The sequence below is a fragment of the Stenotrophomonas sp. GD03654 genome (genome assembly GCF_029845105.1).
In the GTDB taxonomy this organism is placed as follows: Bacteria; Pseudomonadota; Gammaproteobacteria; order Xanthomonadales; family Xanthomonadaceae; genus Stenotrophomonas; species Stenotrophomonas africana.
This window is the reverse complement of sequence record NZ_JAOCLC010000034.1, coordinates 38719-53921: the sequence shown is the minus strand read 5'-3', so window position 1 is coordinate 53921 and position 15203 is coordinate 38719. Positions and strand designations below refer to the sequence as shown.

Below are 15203 nucleotides of genomic sequence, written 5' to 3'. Positions count from 1 at the left end.
CAGCTGTTTTCACCCAGCGGTTTCACCGCCTGCTTCTGCAGCGACAACAACCCCAGCAGCAACGCCAGTGCCACGTAGGCACCGGCGAACTGCCAGCTGATGATGCGTGCCAGCCCGTCCAGATCCCACGGCAGGTAGATGCCGCCGCGCGGGTCCACCGAGTGGATCAGGCCGAACAGGGTCAGCACCGCCGCCACCAGCAGGAAACCGCAGGCACGCCGCAGGCGGCCGTCGACCATCGCCGCCACCGCCGAAATCCACAGCATCGAGGTGATGATGAAGCCGTTGCCGAGGGTGAAAATCACCGCCAGTTCCGGCAGGCCATGGCCATCGAGCTTGGTCAGCAACTGCGGCAGCTGGTCCGGTGCGATCCAGCCGGGCGCCTTGATCGCCAGCAGGTACGCGACCGACGGCAGGAAGCCGAACACCATTGCACCGGTGTGGTGTCGTGGCGTGGCCTGGAAGGCCTGGGTGGTGATGTCGATGGCCACGTACACGATGATTGGTGCCAGCACCGCCAGCGGCAGCCATTGCACCAGCCCGGAGATGATGCCCAGCATGCCGCCGATGCCGACGAACAGGCCGGTCAGCAGCGTGTAGCCGCTGCGCGCACCCATGTGCTTGTAGGCCGGCTGGCCGATGTACGGCGTGGTCTGTGCAACGCCACCACAGACACCGGCCACCAGCGTGGCTACCGCCTCCACCAGCAGGATGTCGCGGGTGCGGTAGTCATCGCCAGCCGCGCGTGCGCTTTCAGAGACGTTGATGCCGCCGACCACCATCAGCAGGCCGAACGGCAGCAGCAACGGCAGGTAGGTCATCGCCGTAGGCAGGCCCTCGAGGAAGCCCAGCGTCGGCAGCGGCAGCACCACCTGCGGCGGCACCCACTCCGGCACGTGGAAGCCCGGCGCGCCCAACCCGGCCAGGCCGAGGCCGTAATAAAGAACGGTGCCGAACACGAAGGCCAGCAGCACCCCGGGGCCACGCACCGGCAACTTGCCCTTGGCGATCAGCACATACAGCAGCAGGCCCAGCGTGGTGAAGCCGACCAGCGGCGAGCGCAGCGTTTCCAGCAGCGGCAGCAGGCCCATCAGCACCAGCGCGATGCCCGCGATGGAGCCGAGAAGCGCGGCGCGGGGCAGCGCTCGGGTGACCGATTCGCCGAAGAACGACAGCACGAACTTGAGCACGCCCATGATGACCAGCGCGGCCATGCCCAGCTGCCAGGTGGCGATGCCCGCCACATGCGGGTCCATGCCCTGCTGCTTGAAGGCGATGAAGGCCGGGCCGAGCACCAGCAGGGCCATGCCGATGCTGGTCGGTGCATCCAGGCCCAGCGGCATGGCGGTGACATCGTCGCGGCCGGTGCGCGCGGCCAGCCGGCGCGCCATCAGGGTGTACAGCAGGTTGCCGACCAGCACGCCGAAGGCGGTGCCGGGGAACATGCGGCCGAACACTACGTCGGCGGGAAACTGGAAGATCCCCACCAGGGCCATGGCAATGAAGCCGAGGATGGAGAGGTTGTCGACGACCAGGCCGAAGAAGCCGTTGAAGTCGCCGGCGACGAACCAGCGACGCGGTGCGGCGGAAGCGGGAGCGGACATGGAAGGGGCGGTGGGGGTGGGGACCGCCGATGGTAGGCCCAGCGGGGCCGGCGCGCCAATTCCGTCGTGGAATGATGGGTTCCAGCCAACGGCGGAGCCCCTCGTGGCTGGTCGCGGGTAGAGTCGACTGTTAGTCGACTGGCATTGCGAGTTGGGCCGGGCGGGTAGATGGCGTGGGGGTGTCCGCGGCATGGATGCCGCGGCCAAGCCCCCAGGGATGGGTTTACGGCGTCCCCCGCGCCATCTACCCGACCGGCCTCTGACAATTCCCTGCGCGTGCCAGCCACGGAAGAGAATCAAAGATCAAAAGCAAAGGCAGGCTCTCTTTGTAGAGCCGAGCCCATGCTCGGCTGCCGTACGCGAAGCCTCTCAGCCGAGCATGGCTCGGCTCTACAGAAGATCATTCCGATCATTCTTTCGTTCATCCACGCATGCCGTGGATCTACCGTGTCGACCAAGGTCGACACCTACCGAGAGCAGCGGAAAACTGTCGAAGGCGGGGTGAGTCCGGTTGCGGGGGCGTGAGCGCCATGGGCCCGAGGCATGCCTCGGGCGGGTTGGGCAGGACGCCCAACCCCGGTCTTGCCGTGTGCGCAGGACAGCGCACACGAGCAAGGCGCGACCGAGCCTACAGGGACGTATTTACGGCGTCCCCCGCAACCGGACCCACCCCGCCTACCCACGGCAAACCTGCTTTTGACCTTGCTTCGGTGGTTGCCGTGGTTTCGGCGGGTGCAGGGCGCAGCCCTGCATCGACCAACCCCTCACTTCTTCAGGAAATTGTCCACCAGCAGATGCTTCACGTCGTCGAATCGGCCGTTCAACACCGCCTTGGCCGCATACAGCGCCGTTCCGGCCACCTGCTTGGCCTCGATCTGCGGCGGCATCACCAGCTCGGCGCGGCTGGTATGCACGTCCAGCAGCGCCGGGCCACGCTGTGACAGGAAATCCTGCACCGCTTCCTCCAGATCCTCGCTACGCGTCACCGTGCGGCCGTGGAAGCCGATCACTTCGGCAAGGCGGCCGAAATCCGGGTTCTTCAGGTCGGTGTAGTTGTCCAGCAGACCTTCCACCTTCTGCTCCAGCTCGACGAAATTCAGCGAGCCGTTGTTGAACACCACCACCTTGATCGGCAGGTTTTCCTGCACCGCTGTCAGCAGGTCACCCAACAGCATCGCCAGGCCTCCGTCGCCGGAAAGCGAGATCACCTGCCGGCCGGGGAACGCCTTCTGCAGGCCCAGCGCCTGTGGCATCGCGTTGGCCATGGTCCCGTGCAGCAGGCTGGTCAGCGTGCGGCGGCGTCCGTTGACGCGGATGTGCCGCAGCACCCATACCATCGGCGAGCCGCCGTCGGCGGTGAACAGCGCATCGTCGCTGGCGTGCTTCGACAGCAGCGCGGTCAGGTGCTGCGGATGGATCAGCTCGCCCTCGCCCGGCTGTTCCTCCTGCTCGCGCTTCTTCAGCGCCTTGTCGCGACGTTCGATGCACTCGTCCAGGAAACTGCTGTCCTCGCGCGGCGGCAGCAGCGGCAGCAAGGCGTCCAGCGTCGGTGCAATATCACCGACCACGCCCAGGTTCACCGGGTGGCGGCGGCCGAGATGACTGCCATCGCGGTCGACCTGGATGATCGTGGCCTTGTCCGGATAGAACTGGCCCCAGGCGAAATCGGCGCCGAGCAGCAGCAGCGTGTCGCACTCCATCAGCGTGTGGAAGCCGGACTCGATGCCGAAGATGCCGGTCATGCCCATGTTGTACGGGTTGTCCGGCTCGACGAAGTCCTTCGCGCGCGAAGTATGCGCAACCGGTGCCTGCAGGCGTCGGGCCAGCTCCAGCAGTTGCGTGTGCGCGCCCTGGCAACCGGCGCCGGCATAGATGCCGATGCGCTTGCCCTGCCCCAGCAGCTCGGCGATGCGCTGCAGTTCCGCATCGGAAGGGCGCAGCACTGGCTGGGTGTAGTGCACCGAGAACGGCACATCGTGCTTCACTTCGGCCTGGCTGATATCGGCCGGCAGGATCACCACCGCCACGCCGCGGCGGCTGATCGCCGCCTGGCAGGCCAGTGTGACCACGCGACGGGCCTGTTCGGCGCTGTGCACCTGCTCGCAGAACACCGAGCAACTGGCGTACACCGCCTTGAAGTCCACTTCCTGCGGGAATTCCATGCCCAGCTCGCTGGTCACCACCTGGCTGGCGATCAGCACCATCGGCGCGCGGTTACGGTTGCTCTCGAACACGCCGTTGATGAAATGCAGGCTGCCGGGGCCGCAGGAGCCAGCGCAAGCGGTCAGTTCGCCACTCACCAGCGAATCCGCGCCAGCAGCAAAGGCTGCCACTTCTTCATGGCGCACGTGCACCCAGGCGATCTCGCTGCCATGCATCGCATCGGTCACATGGTTGAGCGTATCGCCCACGATGCCGTAGCAACGGCGGACACCGGCCTGCTGCAGGGCGTCCACCACGATTTCGGCCACGCGCTTGCTCATCGGATACATCCTCGAACGGGGGAACGTCCGAGGCTAGACCCGATGAAGTGATGCCTCCGTGGGCAAATTACCCATCGCCTCGATGTGCAAACTGCGGGTAGACGTCTCGTCAATCGTTGACGTTGATCCAGCCCACCACCGCGCCCTGCTTCGGGTTGCGATAGCGCAGCTTCACCCAGCCGTCCTGTTCATCCAGCAGTTCCACGCGATCCCCCTGCACCAGGTAACGCTTGGTGCTGGACGCACCAGGCCGGTCGAACAGGAACAGGCGCGCGGGTAGCACGGTGGCCTGCTGGCCGCGCAGCGGCCCGTCGGGCGGTGCGCCAAGGCCATCGGCAATGGCACTTTCCAGCACACGGCCGGCGGGATCATAGGTGCGCCAGACGCGCCAGCGGACCCTGTTCGTCCGTCTGTTCCCACTGCAGCGCAGTGTTCAACGTATCGCCCAGCATCAGCACGCTCTCGGCGCGGTACAGATAGAGTTTCGCGCCTGCAAACCGGTACTGGTCGGTGTACCACATCGGGCCGCTGCGGCAGCTGCTGGTCAGGGTGCGGCTCGGACGATCGACCGTCAGCCCCATCAGGTCACCGCAACTGTCCTTGCCGTGGGTGTCGGCCTGCAGCGCGCGGAAACCTGTACTGGCCGGATCGAAGCGGTACACCGTCACCGCTTCATTCACCATGCCCACCGAGGCGCGCGCAATCAGTTCCGGGTAGCCATCGAAATCGATGTCCTCCAGACCCCATCTCGAATTGCCGTCGGCATCGGCCGCGCCGGCCAACGTCTGGCGCTTGCCCGACGGTGACAACTGCACCGCGATGCTGCCGTCCTGCTGGGGATCGGCATGTGCCTGCACATGCGCGGCCACCTGGAAGCGCAGCGTTTCGCCGTCGTCCCCACCCGCCTGCGCCGGCGGTGCCAGCACGCCCACCAATACCAGGCCCAGCAGGCATTCCCTGTAATTCATCATCGCTTCCTGCGGCACCTCGGCGGCACCTTCAACTCAGAACGATACCTCGACCGGCTGCCGCGACCACAGCACCGATTGATGCTTGGTCTGCTGCTTCCACGCCAGGCGGATGGCTTCGATATCGGCGCGGCGCTGCGGGGTGTCCTCGTGAAGCACCACCAGCACCTTGGTGCGCAGGCGGTTGGGCGAGGCATCACCGCGGAACAGCCACTGGCCGTAGGCATCGAACACGGTCAGTCCGTCCGGGAAGCGCGGGGTCACTTCCTTGTCCAGGAAAGTGCGCCACTGCGCCTCGCTGATGGTGTCGGCCTGCGGGCGGTTGCCGGCGCCTTGCTCTTCGCCTACGCCGAAGTACAGCTCGCTGCGCACCCAGCCGTGGCCGGCGGACGGGCGTGCGGCATCGCCCTTCAGTTCGGCGGTGGTGGCTGTGGCATAGGCGCTGGGCGCCTGCGAAGAGAGGCTGGCGCAGCCACTGGTGGCCAGCAGCACGGCGAAGACGAGGCCAAGGTGTTTCATCGGTACAGCTCCGGGGAAGGGGGGACAAGGCGAGCCGGCAGCGTACAGCGCCACTGGCCCGGCGTGCTGATGCCAACCGAGCATCAGCTCATGCCGGACTGGCAGGGACTTGCATCGGCACCGGCCATCACGCGAAGATAATATATCGCTTCATCCGGATGGATGTAAGTGAAACTATCTCCCCCTTCCCCGTCGTCGTTGTTGCTGGAGCCCCCATGTCCGTCCGCCTGCCCGCGTCGCCGCTCGGCCTCGCCATCGCCCTCGCGCTTTCCTCCGCCGCCGTCCCGGCCCTGGCCCAGGACGCCACCAACCTGGACACGGTGATCGTCACCGGCACCCGTGCCGCCGACCGCACCGTGCTCGAATCCACCTCGCCGGTAGACGTGCTCACCGCCGAGGACATCCGCAAGGCCGGCGTGGTCAACGGTGAACTGGGCAGCGCGCTGCAGGCGCTGCTGCCGTCGTTCAACTTCCCGCGCCAGTCCAACTCCGGTGGCGCCGACCACGTGCGCGCAGCACAGCTGCGTGGCCTGTCGCCGGACCAGGTACTCGTGCTGGTCAATGGCAAGCGCCGCCACCACACCGCGCTGGTCAACACCGACAGCAAGATCGGCAAGGGCACCACCCCGGTTGATTTCAATTCGATCCCGGTCAGCGCGATCAAGCGCATCGAAGTACTGCGTGATGGCGCTGGTGCGCTGTATGGCTCGGATGCGGTGGCCGGTGTGATCAACGTGATCCTCGACAACGGCGGCGACGGTGGCGAGATCGAGGCCAGCTACGGCGCCAACCACACCGACCTGAAGCCGATCGGGCGTACCCTCACCGACGGCCAGACCGGCAACATCAGCGCCAAGGTCGGCACCTCGCTGGGCGAGGACGGCGGCTTCCTGCGCGTCGGCCTGGAATACAAGCACCGCAACGGCACCAACCGTGCCGGCTTCGACCAGATTCCGCCGTGGGACCAGACCCCGGGCAACCTGGCGCTGCAGGGCAAGCGCAACTATGTGCTGGGCGATGGCAAGAGCAAGGACATCAACCTGTGGCTGAACACCGAGATTCCGGTGGGCCAGACCTCGACGTTCTACGCGTTCGGCACCTTCAACCAGCGCGATACCGAAGGCGCAAACTACTTCCGCTACCCCGATGGCGATGCCAACTGGAAGGAGGTCTATCCGAATGGGTACCGGCCGATCTCCGAGGGCGAGAACCGCGACGTGCAGGCCGTGGCCGGCGTGCGCGGGCAGTGGGGCGAATGGAGCTACGACGGCAGCCTGGATTACGGCCAGAACGACTTCACCTACCGCCTGCGTGATTCGCTCAACGCGTCGCTTGGCCCGACCAGCCCGACCCGCTTCAAGACCGCCGACTACGAGTACGCGCAGACCGTGGGCAACCTCGACCTGAGCCGCGTGTACACCCAGAGCGACAGCATCAGCCACACCCTGGGCCTGGGCGTGGAAGCGCGCCATGAGCGCTACCAGACCCGTCCCGGCGACCCGGCCAGCTATGCCGCCGGCCCGTACACCGACCGACCGACCGGTTCGCAGGCCGGTGGCGGCCTGACCCCGCAGGACGCAGCCACGCTGTCGCGCGATGTGGCCAGCGCCTACGCCAGCCTGTCCAGCCAGTTCGGTGAGAAGTTCTCCACCGATCTGGCCGCGCGCTACGAGCACAACGACGATTTCGGTGGCGAACTGACCGGCAAGCTCGGCCTGCGCTACGAATTCACCCCGGCGTTCGCGTTGCGTGGCGCCATCTCCAACAACTTCCGCGCGCCGTCGCTGGCGCAGATCGGCTACGAGTCCACCTCCACCGGCTACAACGCTGGCGGCCAGCTGGTGCAGGGCCGCCTGCTGTCGGTCAACAATCCAATCGCGCGTGGCTTGGGTGCGCAGAATCTGAAGCCGGAGAAATCGCTGAACACCTCGCTGGGCTTCACCAGCCGCATCGGCGAGCATTTCGACCTGTCACTGGACTTCTTCCAGATCGACATCGACGATCGCATCGCGCTGTCGGAGAGCATCACTGGCGATGCACTGACCGATTACGTGGCGGCCAACTACGGCGTCAGCGGCCTGCAGAGCGCCAGCTTCTTCGTCAATGCCGCCGACACCCGTACCCGAGGCGCCGAGCTGGTAAGCAACTGGCGCCAGTCGCTGGGCGATGGCCAGCTGCTGTTGACCGGCACCTATGCGTATACCAAGACCACGCTGAAGAACGTGCTGGCCACGCCGGCACAGCTGCGTGCGCTGAATCCGGACTACGTGCTGTTTGGCATCGAAGAGACCAACACGCTCACCGATGCCACACCGCGTACGCGCGGCAGTTTCTCGGCGGCATGGAGCAACGACCACTGGTCGCTGAGCACCCGCGTGAACCGCTACGGCAGCGCCACCCGCGTGTTCAACTTCGGTGACGGCTATATCCCGCGCCAGACCTACCAGGCCGAATGGCAGCTGGATGCCGAAGTGGAGTACCGCATCACGCCGCAGTGGAGCGTGGCCATCGGCGGCCAGAACCTGACCGACAACTATCCGGATCGATCCAACAGCGATATCCACTACTTCGGCAACCTGCCGTACGACGTGCTGTCGCCGATCGGCAGCAACGGCGCCTACTACTACGGCCGCGTCCGCTATACGTTCTGATCGCTCTTGTTGGGTGCGGACCGTTGGTCCGCACTACCTGAGCTCGATGCAGGCTGACCTGCCATGCCGACCAACGGTCGGCACCCACCGAAGCAGGGTCGTAGTCTGCCCTCGACCCCACGTACACGCGCACGCTGGCAAGCTGCGCGTCATGGCTGAACCGCTCCCCCTGCGCCCGCCACCGCCATTGCTGGACGACGCGTGCGCGTTGTTCCTCGATGTCGATGGCACCCTGATCGAATTCGCTGCACGCCCGGACGCCGTGCAGCTGCTGCCGGATGTGCGTGAAGCCATAGGCCGCATCAGCGACCGCCTGGAAGGTGCCGTGGCACTGGTCAGTGGTCGCCCGCTTGAACAGCTGGATCAACTGTTCGCGCCTTTGAAGCTGCCCGCCGCCGGCCTGCATGGCCACGAACTGCGTGGCGAGGACGGTCGTGTGCTGCGCGACGAACACGACGACGATACCGCCGAGTGGCTGCACGCGCTGCACCAGCAGGCGATGCGCTTTGCCCACGGGTATCCCGGCGTGCTGGTGGAAGACAAGGGCGTCGGCCTGGCCCTGCACTGGCGCGGCGCGCCGCACGCCGCCAGCGATGTCCGCGCCTTCGCCGACCGCCACGTGCGCGGCCGTGCCAGCTACCGCCTGCAACCTGGCGACCATGTGGTCGAGTTCGTGCCCGTCGGCACCGACAAGGGCCGTGCCGTGCGCCGGATGATGCAGTACCTGCCCTTCCGTGGCCGCCTGCCGGTGTTCCTCGGTGACGACCTCACCGACGAATTCGGCTTCGACGCCGCCAACGGCCAGCATGGCTGGAGCGTGCTGGTGGGCGAACGTGAACCCAGCAAGGCGGTGTTCGCGCTGCCCGACATACGCAGCGTGCACGCCTGGCTGCGTGAGAATGCCTATTGACCCGGCCACCCCACGGCCGCAACCGAGATGTACCGCGTGATGACCCAACCCGATCTTGATCTGGGCGTGGTCGGCAACGGCAGCTTCGGCGCCCTGGTCGACAAACGTGCCCGCGTTGTCTGGAGCTGCCTGCCCACCTTCGACGGCGACCCCACCTTCTGTGCCCTGCTCGGCCCCAACCAACAGACCGGTGGCGACTTCGCCATCGAGCTGGAGGACTTCGCGAGCAGCGAGCAGGAATACCTGACCAACACCGCGATCCTTCGCACCGTCCTGCGCGACGCGCATGGTGGTGAACTGGAAATCCTCGATTTCGCCCCCCGCTGGCGCCAGAACGACCGTTTCTACCGCCCGGTCAGCCTGATCCGCCAGGTGCGTCCGCTGGCCGGCAGCCCCCGCATCACCGTACGCGCACGCCCGCTGGCGGACTGGGGCGCACGCGTGCCCGAGTCCACCTGGGGCAGCAACCACGTGCGCTGGATCCTGCCGGAGCATGTGCTGCGGCTGACCACCGACGTGCCAGTGCGCTTCGTACGCGACGACCTGCCGTTCGTACTCAACCATCCCGTCCACCTGATCCTGGGCGTGGATGAATCCCTCAACCGCTCGATCAGCGGCTATGTGCAGGAAGCCTTCCAGCGTACCCGCGACTACTGGCGCGAATGGGTGCGCTACCTGTCCATTCCGCTGGAATGGCAGGACGCGGTGATCCGCAGTGCGATCACCCTGAAGCTGTGCCAGTACGAGGACAGCGGCGCGATCATCGCGGCGATGACCACCTCCATTCCGGAAGCCCCCGGCAGCGTGCGCAACTGGGACTACCGTTACTGCTGGCTGCGTGATGCCGCGTTCGTGGTGCGCGCACTGAACCGCCTCGGCGCGACGCGCACGATGGAACAGTTCCTCGGCTACATCTTCAACCTGGCCACCACCGACGGCACGTTGCAGCCGCTTTATGGCATCGGCTTCGAGGCCAAGCTGGACGAGGATGAGGTTCCCAGCCTGTCCGGCTACCGTGGCATGGGCCCGGTGCGCCGCGGCAACCTGGCCTGGGTGCAGCGCCAGCACGATGTCTATGGCAGCGTGGTGCTGGCTTCCACCCAGCTGTTCTTCGACCGGCGGCTGCAGGACCCGGGCGATGCGCACACCTTCGCCCGTCTGGAGCCGCTGGGCGAACAGGCATTTGCCCTGCACGACGTACCCGATGCCGGCCTTTGGGAGTTCCGCGGCCGCACTGAAGTGCACACTTACACCAGCGCGATGTGCTGGGCGGCGTGCGACCGCCTGTGCAAGATCGCCGTGCGGCTGAAGCGTGATGACCGCGCACGCTACTGGCGCGAGCGCGCCGACACCATCCACGCCCGCATCATGGCCGAATCCTGGAGCGAGGAGCTGGGCCACTTCACCGATACCTTCGGTGGCCATCGGCTGGATGCCTCGTTGCTGCTGCTGGCCGACATCGGTTTCATCGACGCGATGGATGCGCGCTTCATTGCCACCGTCGATGCCATAGGGCGCGACCTCAAGCATGGCAATTCGCTGTACCGCTATGTCGCACCGGATGACTTCGGCGAGCCTGAAACCAGCTTCACCATCTGCACCTTCTGGTACATCGATGCGCTGGCGGCAATCGGGCGCATGGACGAAGCGCGCGAGATGTTCGAGCTGCTGCTGAAGCAGCGCAACCACCTGGGCCTGCTGTCGGAGGATCTGGCCTTCGACAGTGGCGAAGCCTGGGGCAACTTCCCGCAGACCTATTCGCACGTCGGCCTGATCACAGCCGCGATGCGCCTGTCGCGGTCCTGGCAGGAGGCATCGTGAGTCGTCTGGTGGTGGTTTCAAACCGCGTGGCCGTGCCGGGCGAGAACCGCGCCGGCGGCCTGGCGGTGGGCCTGCTGGCCGCGCTGAAGGAACGCGGTGGCATGTGGTTCGGCTGGAGTGGCAAGAGCGTGCGCGACGGCAGCGGCACGCTGCACACACAGAAAGACGGTGACATTGAATTCGTCACCCTCGACCTGAGCAAGCGCGAGGTGGACGGCTACTACAACGGCTTCGCCAACCGCACCTTGTGGCCGCTGCTGCACTTCCGCCTGGATCTGGTCGACTACGACCGTGGCACGCGCGAGACCTACCACAAGGTCAACGCGCTGTTCGCTGACAAACTGGCGCCGCTGCTGCGCGAGGACGACATCGTCTGGATCCACGATTACCACCTCATCCCGCTCGGCGCACTGCTGCGCGAGCGTGGCATCGGCTGCCGCATCGGCTTCTTCCTGCATATCCCGATGCCCTCGGCCGACCTGCTGCAGGCGATGCCCGACCACCTGCGGCTGTTCTCCGCGCTGTACGCCTATGACCTGGTCGGCTTCCAGACCCAGCGCGATGCAGATCGCTTCCAGACCTACCTGCGCCTGTTCGGTGGTGGTCGCGTGCTCGACAACGGCGAGCTGGAAGCACCGGGCGGGCGCCGCTTCCGTGCCGCTGCCTTCCCGATCGGCATCGACACCGAATTGATCGCACGCCAGGCCGGCACCGCCGCCACCAAGACCGCGGTAAAGAACCTGCGCGCCAGTCTGCGCGATCGCCAGCTGGCGATCGGCGTGGATCGCCTGGACTACTCCAAGGGCCTGCCCGAGCGTTTCCTCGGCTTCGAGCGCTACCTGGAGCGCCACCCCGACCAGCGCGGCTCGCTGACCTACCTGCAGATCGCCCCGGTCTCGCGCGGCGATGTCACCGAGTACCGGCAGCTGCGCAGCCAGCTGGAACAGATCGCCGGGCACATCAACGGTGGCCACGCCGAACCTGACTGGACACCGCTGCGCTACGTCAACCAGAACTTCACCCATGCCACCCTCACCGGCTTCTACCGGGCGGCGGCGGTCGGCCTGGTCACGCCGTTGCGCGATGGCATGAACCTGGTGGCCAAGGAATACGTCGCCTCGCAGGACCCGGAAGATCCCGGCGTGCTGGTGCTGTCGCTGCTGGCCGGCGCCGCCGACGAACTGAAGCAGGCACTGCTGGTGAACCCGCATGATCTGGACGGCGTGGCCGATGCCATCGCCACCGCAGCAACGATGTCGCTGCGCAAGCGCAAGGAACGCTGGCACGCGATGATGGATCACCTGCGGACCTATGACATCAACCACTGGCGCCGCAGCTACCTGGACGCGCTGGAGGGCTGAAGCACGCGTTCCTGTAGAGCCGAGCCATGCTCGACTGCTATTAGCAGGAGAAAAAGCAAGTCGAGCATGGCTCGACTCTACAGAAGACAGGCAATCAATCCAGGAACCGCGCGGCCTGCTCCGGTGCGGGCAGGTAACAGGTGTCGTGCCGCCCGAACCAGCGATAACGGTTGCGCGCCAGCGCGCGATACGCGGCATCTCTCCAGCCGCGCGGCACTGACCGAAGCACGCCGGTCAGGCGCCAGGCGCCGCCTAATCCCGCCAGCACACGCAGGATCGCATCGGTATCGGTCCAGGCGCCCTGCGCATCCAGCAACAGGAATGACATCGGGTCCTGCGGATCCAGCCCGTGCGTGCGCAGCATCGCACTGCCCTGCGCCCCCTGCATCGCCGCAAAGCGGTAGCGCCCCCTGCGGTCGAAACGCAGCAGGAAACGCACCCAGCGGCTGCATAGCGCGCATACGCCATCGAACACGATCACCGCGCTGCCCGCCTCGGCGGCAGCCTCACTGCGGTTCGAGCCAGCCTTCATAGCGGATCAGGGCTCCCACCCAGGGCAGCGTCACATCGACCAGGAAAGTGTAACGCTCACCCTGCCAGGCTTCACGGCAACGCACGCCACCAAACCAGCGCCTCGGCAGCGGCAGCAGCCCGAAGGCCCAGACCCGGCGCACCGACCAGTCGATGCCGCCCGCGTGCGCCTGCAGATCAAATTCGAAGCGCACCGCGCCCAACTGCTCGCGCAGGTATCCCTCGTGGGCCCACAGCCGCGACACCATCGGCCAGCGGCCAAAACGCCGCGCCCATTGCTCGCCCTGCCCGCGTGTATTGAACGCCACCTCGGTCGGCAGCGCATCGCCGTCCTTCGGCAGCCGCGCCAACGCGGCCAGCACGGGTACCAGCCAGTGCGGCCCACGCTTGATCCGTGCCTGCCCTGCGTAGCGGCACGGCAGTGGTGCGGCATGCAGCGCCTGCACCGGCGCCGCCAGGCTGGCGAAGGCCGGCCCCAGCACGCGCGCGAACAGCGGCAGGGTCAGGGCGCGATCCAGGCCAGCGTCGCCATGCGCCCGGTGCGACGGTCGCGCCGGTGCGAATACAGGTCCGGATCGGCCATGGTCGACACCGTACCGCCATGCACCTGGGCCGGGTCCATGCCCGCCGCCTGCAGGCGCTGCCGTGCCAGGGCGAACAGGTCCACCTTCCAGTGGCCCGGCCGGGTCGCCACGAAGGCCGCCTCGGCAGCCGGATCGTGCCCGACGAAGGCGTGGTAGACCTCCTCGCCGATCTCGTAGTCAGCCGGCCCGGCCGCCGGGCCCAGCCAGGCCCGCAGCTGCGCCGGTGGGGTCTGCATGGCGGCCACGGTGGCCTCCAGCATGCCGTCGGCCAGCCCGCGCCAACCGGCATGGGCGGCGCCCACCTCGCTGCCATTGGCAGCGGCGAACACCACCGGCAGGCAGTCCGCGGTCAGGATCGCCAGCACCACACCCGGCACCGAGGTCACCGCGGCATCGGCCACCGGCTCGCTCGCTCCTTCCACAGGTGGTGCGTTGAAGCGCAGCACCGTACTGCTGTGCACCTGACGCAGCCAGTGCGGTGCTGACGGCAGCGCCAGCCCCTGCTGCAGCAGCTGGCGGTTGTGCTCGACGTTGGCCGGGGTATCACCATCGGCCGCGTGCCGGTTGCCCAGGTTGAACTGCGCGAACGGTGCCGGCGAAATGCCTGCGCCGTACCGACGCGTTGTCAGCGCCTGGATGCCCGGAGGCGCCGGCCAGTCCGCCTGCAGCACCGGCAGCGCGGCCGCCATCACCAGCGATCCCGCTCGCGCGCAGCGAAGGCTTCGCTGTCTTCGCGCAGCACCTTCATCAGGTGCAGCATGTCGTCCGGCACCGGCGCAGTGTTGCGCACCGGCTCACCGGTGATCGGATGGGTGAACTCCAGGGTCTCGGCGTGCAGGGCCTGGCGCTTGAAGCCACGCAGCGCGGCCACCAGTTCGTCGCTGGCGCCCTTGGGCAGCTTCAATGCGCCGCCGTACAGCGGGTCGCCGATGATTGGATGGCGCACGTGCGCCATATGCACGCGGATCTGGTGGGTACGGCCGGTTTCCAGGCGGCACTCCAGCGCGGTGTGCGCACGGAAGCGCTCGCGCAGGCGGTAGTGGGTGATCGCTTCCTTGCCGTCTTCGCGCACCGCCATCTTCAGGCGGTCACGCGGGTGGCGGTCGATCGGGGCATCGGCGGTACCGCCGGCCACCAGCGCGCCCATCACAATGGCCAGGTACTGGCGATGCACGTCGCGTGCGGCCAGCTGCTCGACCAGCGCGGTCTGCGCTTCCAGGGTCTTGGCCACCACCATTACGCCGCTGGTGTCCTTGTCCAGGCGGTGCACGATGCCGGCGCGCGGCAGCACCGCCACCGACGGGTCGCGGAACAGCAGGGCGTTGACCAGGGTGCCGCTATGGTTGCCGGCCCCCGGGTGCACCACCAGGCCCACCGGCTTGTTGATCACCAGCAGGTGCTCGTCCTCGAACAGCACGTCCAGCGGGATGTCCTCCGGCTGGGCGTCGGTCTGGGTTTCGAGCACCACGTTGAGGGTCACGACCTCGCCGCCGCGCAGCGGATCGCGCGGGCGCACCTGGGCACCATCCAGCAGGACGTCGCCCGTCTTGATCCACTCGGTCAGGCGCGAACGCGAGTATTCGGGGAACAATTCGGCCACCACGGCGTCGAAACGACGGCCGGCGGCGGTGTCGGGGACGATGGCCTGGCGGGCCGATTCAGAGGGTTGTTCAGACATGGCAGGGGGGATTCTTTGAAATTTTGGGGTCCCGGCGGCCGGTTTCAGTCGCTGGACAGGACACTAGGCTATCATCGACCCCTCGTATTCCAG

The 15203-nt window shown here is 66.9% G+C and carries 11 protein-coding genes and 1 pseudogene; 4 read left to right on the top strand and 8 right to left on the bottom strand.

From position 1 onward, the window contains the following. The 4 genes and pseudogenes from N5J73_RS13695 to N5J73_RS13680 form a co-directional block, all read right to left on the bottom strand. On the bottom strand, positions 1-1604 hold a 1604-nt coding region (locus N5J73_RS13695), incomplete at its 3' end, for a membrane protein (RefSeq protein ID WP_049448180.1). A 764-nt stretch (positions 1605-2368) separates the two neighbouring features. Then, the gene (locus tag N5J73_RS13690) at positions 2369-4087 is read right to left on the bottom strand and encodes a thiamine pyrophosphate-dependent enzyme (protein ID WP_049447461.1); all 1719 of its coding nucleotides are present in this window, start codon (positions 4085-4087) and stop codon (positions 2369-2371) included. Positions 4088-4196: 109 nt separating this feature from the next. Then, positions 4197-5055: pseudogene (locus N5J73_RS13685) on the bottom strand (SH3 domain-containing protein). Positions 5056-5091: 36 nt separating this feature from the next. Further along, positions 5092-5574, bottom strand: a complete 483-nt coding sequence (locus N5J73_RS13680; protein WP_005410781.1) for a DUF3574 domain-containing protein — start codon at positions 5572-5574, stop codon at positions 5092-5094. 215 nt (positions 5575-5789) lie between these two features. On the opposite strand from N5J73_RS13680, the gene N5J73_RS13675 reads away from it, so the two are divergent. The 4 genes from N5J73_RS13675 to otsA all read left to right on the top strand — a co-directional run bounded on the left by N5J73_RS13675 (position 5790) and on the right by otsA (position 12317). Beyond that, the gene (locus N5J73_RS13675; RefSeq protein ID WP_049447462.1) at positions 5790-8225 is read left to right on the top strand and encodes a TonB-dependent receptor; all 2436 of its coding nucleotides are present in this window, start codon (positions 5790-5792) and stop codon (positions 8223-8225) included. A 151-nt stretch (positions 8226-8376) separates the two neighbouring features. Further along, positions 8377-9135 (top strand): trehalose-phosphatase, encoded by a 759-nt coding sequence (gene otsB / locus N5J73_RS13670; RefSeq protein WP_049447463.1) that lies wholly within the window; start codon positions 8377-8379, stop codon positions 9133-9135. Positions 9136-9174: 39 nt separating this feature from the next. Then, on the top strand, positions 9175-10956 hold the full coding sequence (locus N5J73_RS13665) for a glycoside hydrolase family 15 protein (RefSeq protein WP_049447495.1): 1782 nt from the start codon (positions 9175-9177) through the stop codon (positions 10954-10956). Beyond that, entirely contained in the window at positions 10953-12317 is a 1365-nt protein-coding gene (gene otsA, locus N5J73_RS13660) for an alpha,alpha-trehalose-phosphate synthase (UDP-forming) (protein WP_049447464.1), read from the top strand. The genes N5J73_RS13665 and otsA overlap by 4 nt, the downstream gene beginning before the upstream one ends. A 94-nt stretch (positions 12318-12411) precedes the next feature. Here otsA and N5J73_RS13655 read toward each other — a convergent pair whose 3' ends face one another. Genes N5J73_RS13655 through rluD form a run of 4 tightly spaced genes read right to left on the bottom strand, consistent with a single transcriptional unit; the run spans position 12412 to position 15110 of the window. Next, positions 12412-12849, bottom strand: a complete 438-nt coding sequence (locus tag N5J73_RS13655) for a thiol-disulfide oxidoreductase DCC family protein (protein ID WP_049447465.1) — start codon at positions 12847-12849, stop codon at positions 12412-12414. After that, positions 12824-13348, bottom strand: coding sequence for a DUF4166 domain-containing protein (locus N5J73_RS13650; protein ID WP_049447466.1), 525 nt, complete (start codon positions 13346-13348; stop codon positions 12824-12826). Before N5J73_RS13650 ends, N5J73_RS13655 begins: the two co-directional genes overlap by 26 nt. A 2-nt stretch (positions 13349-13350) precedes the next feature. Beyond that, positions 13351-14121 carry a peptidoglycan editing factor PgeF gene (pgeF, locus tag N5J73_RS13645; RefSeq protein WP_049447467.1) on the bottom strand — a complete coding sequence of 257 codons (771 nt, stop codon included), beginning with the start codon at positions 14119-14121 and terminating at the stop codon, positions 13351-13353. Beyond that, positions 14121-15110: a 23S rRNA pseudouridine(1911/1915/1917) synthase RluD gene (gene rluD, locus N5J73_RS13640; protein ID WP_049447468.1), complete on the bottom strand. Its 990-nt coding sequence runs from the start codon at positions 15108-15110 to the stop codon at positions 14121-14123. The genes pgeF and rluD overlap by 1 nt, the downstream gene beginning before the upstream one ends. Between the last annotated feature and the right edge of the window lie 93 nt (positions 15111-15203).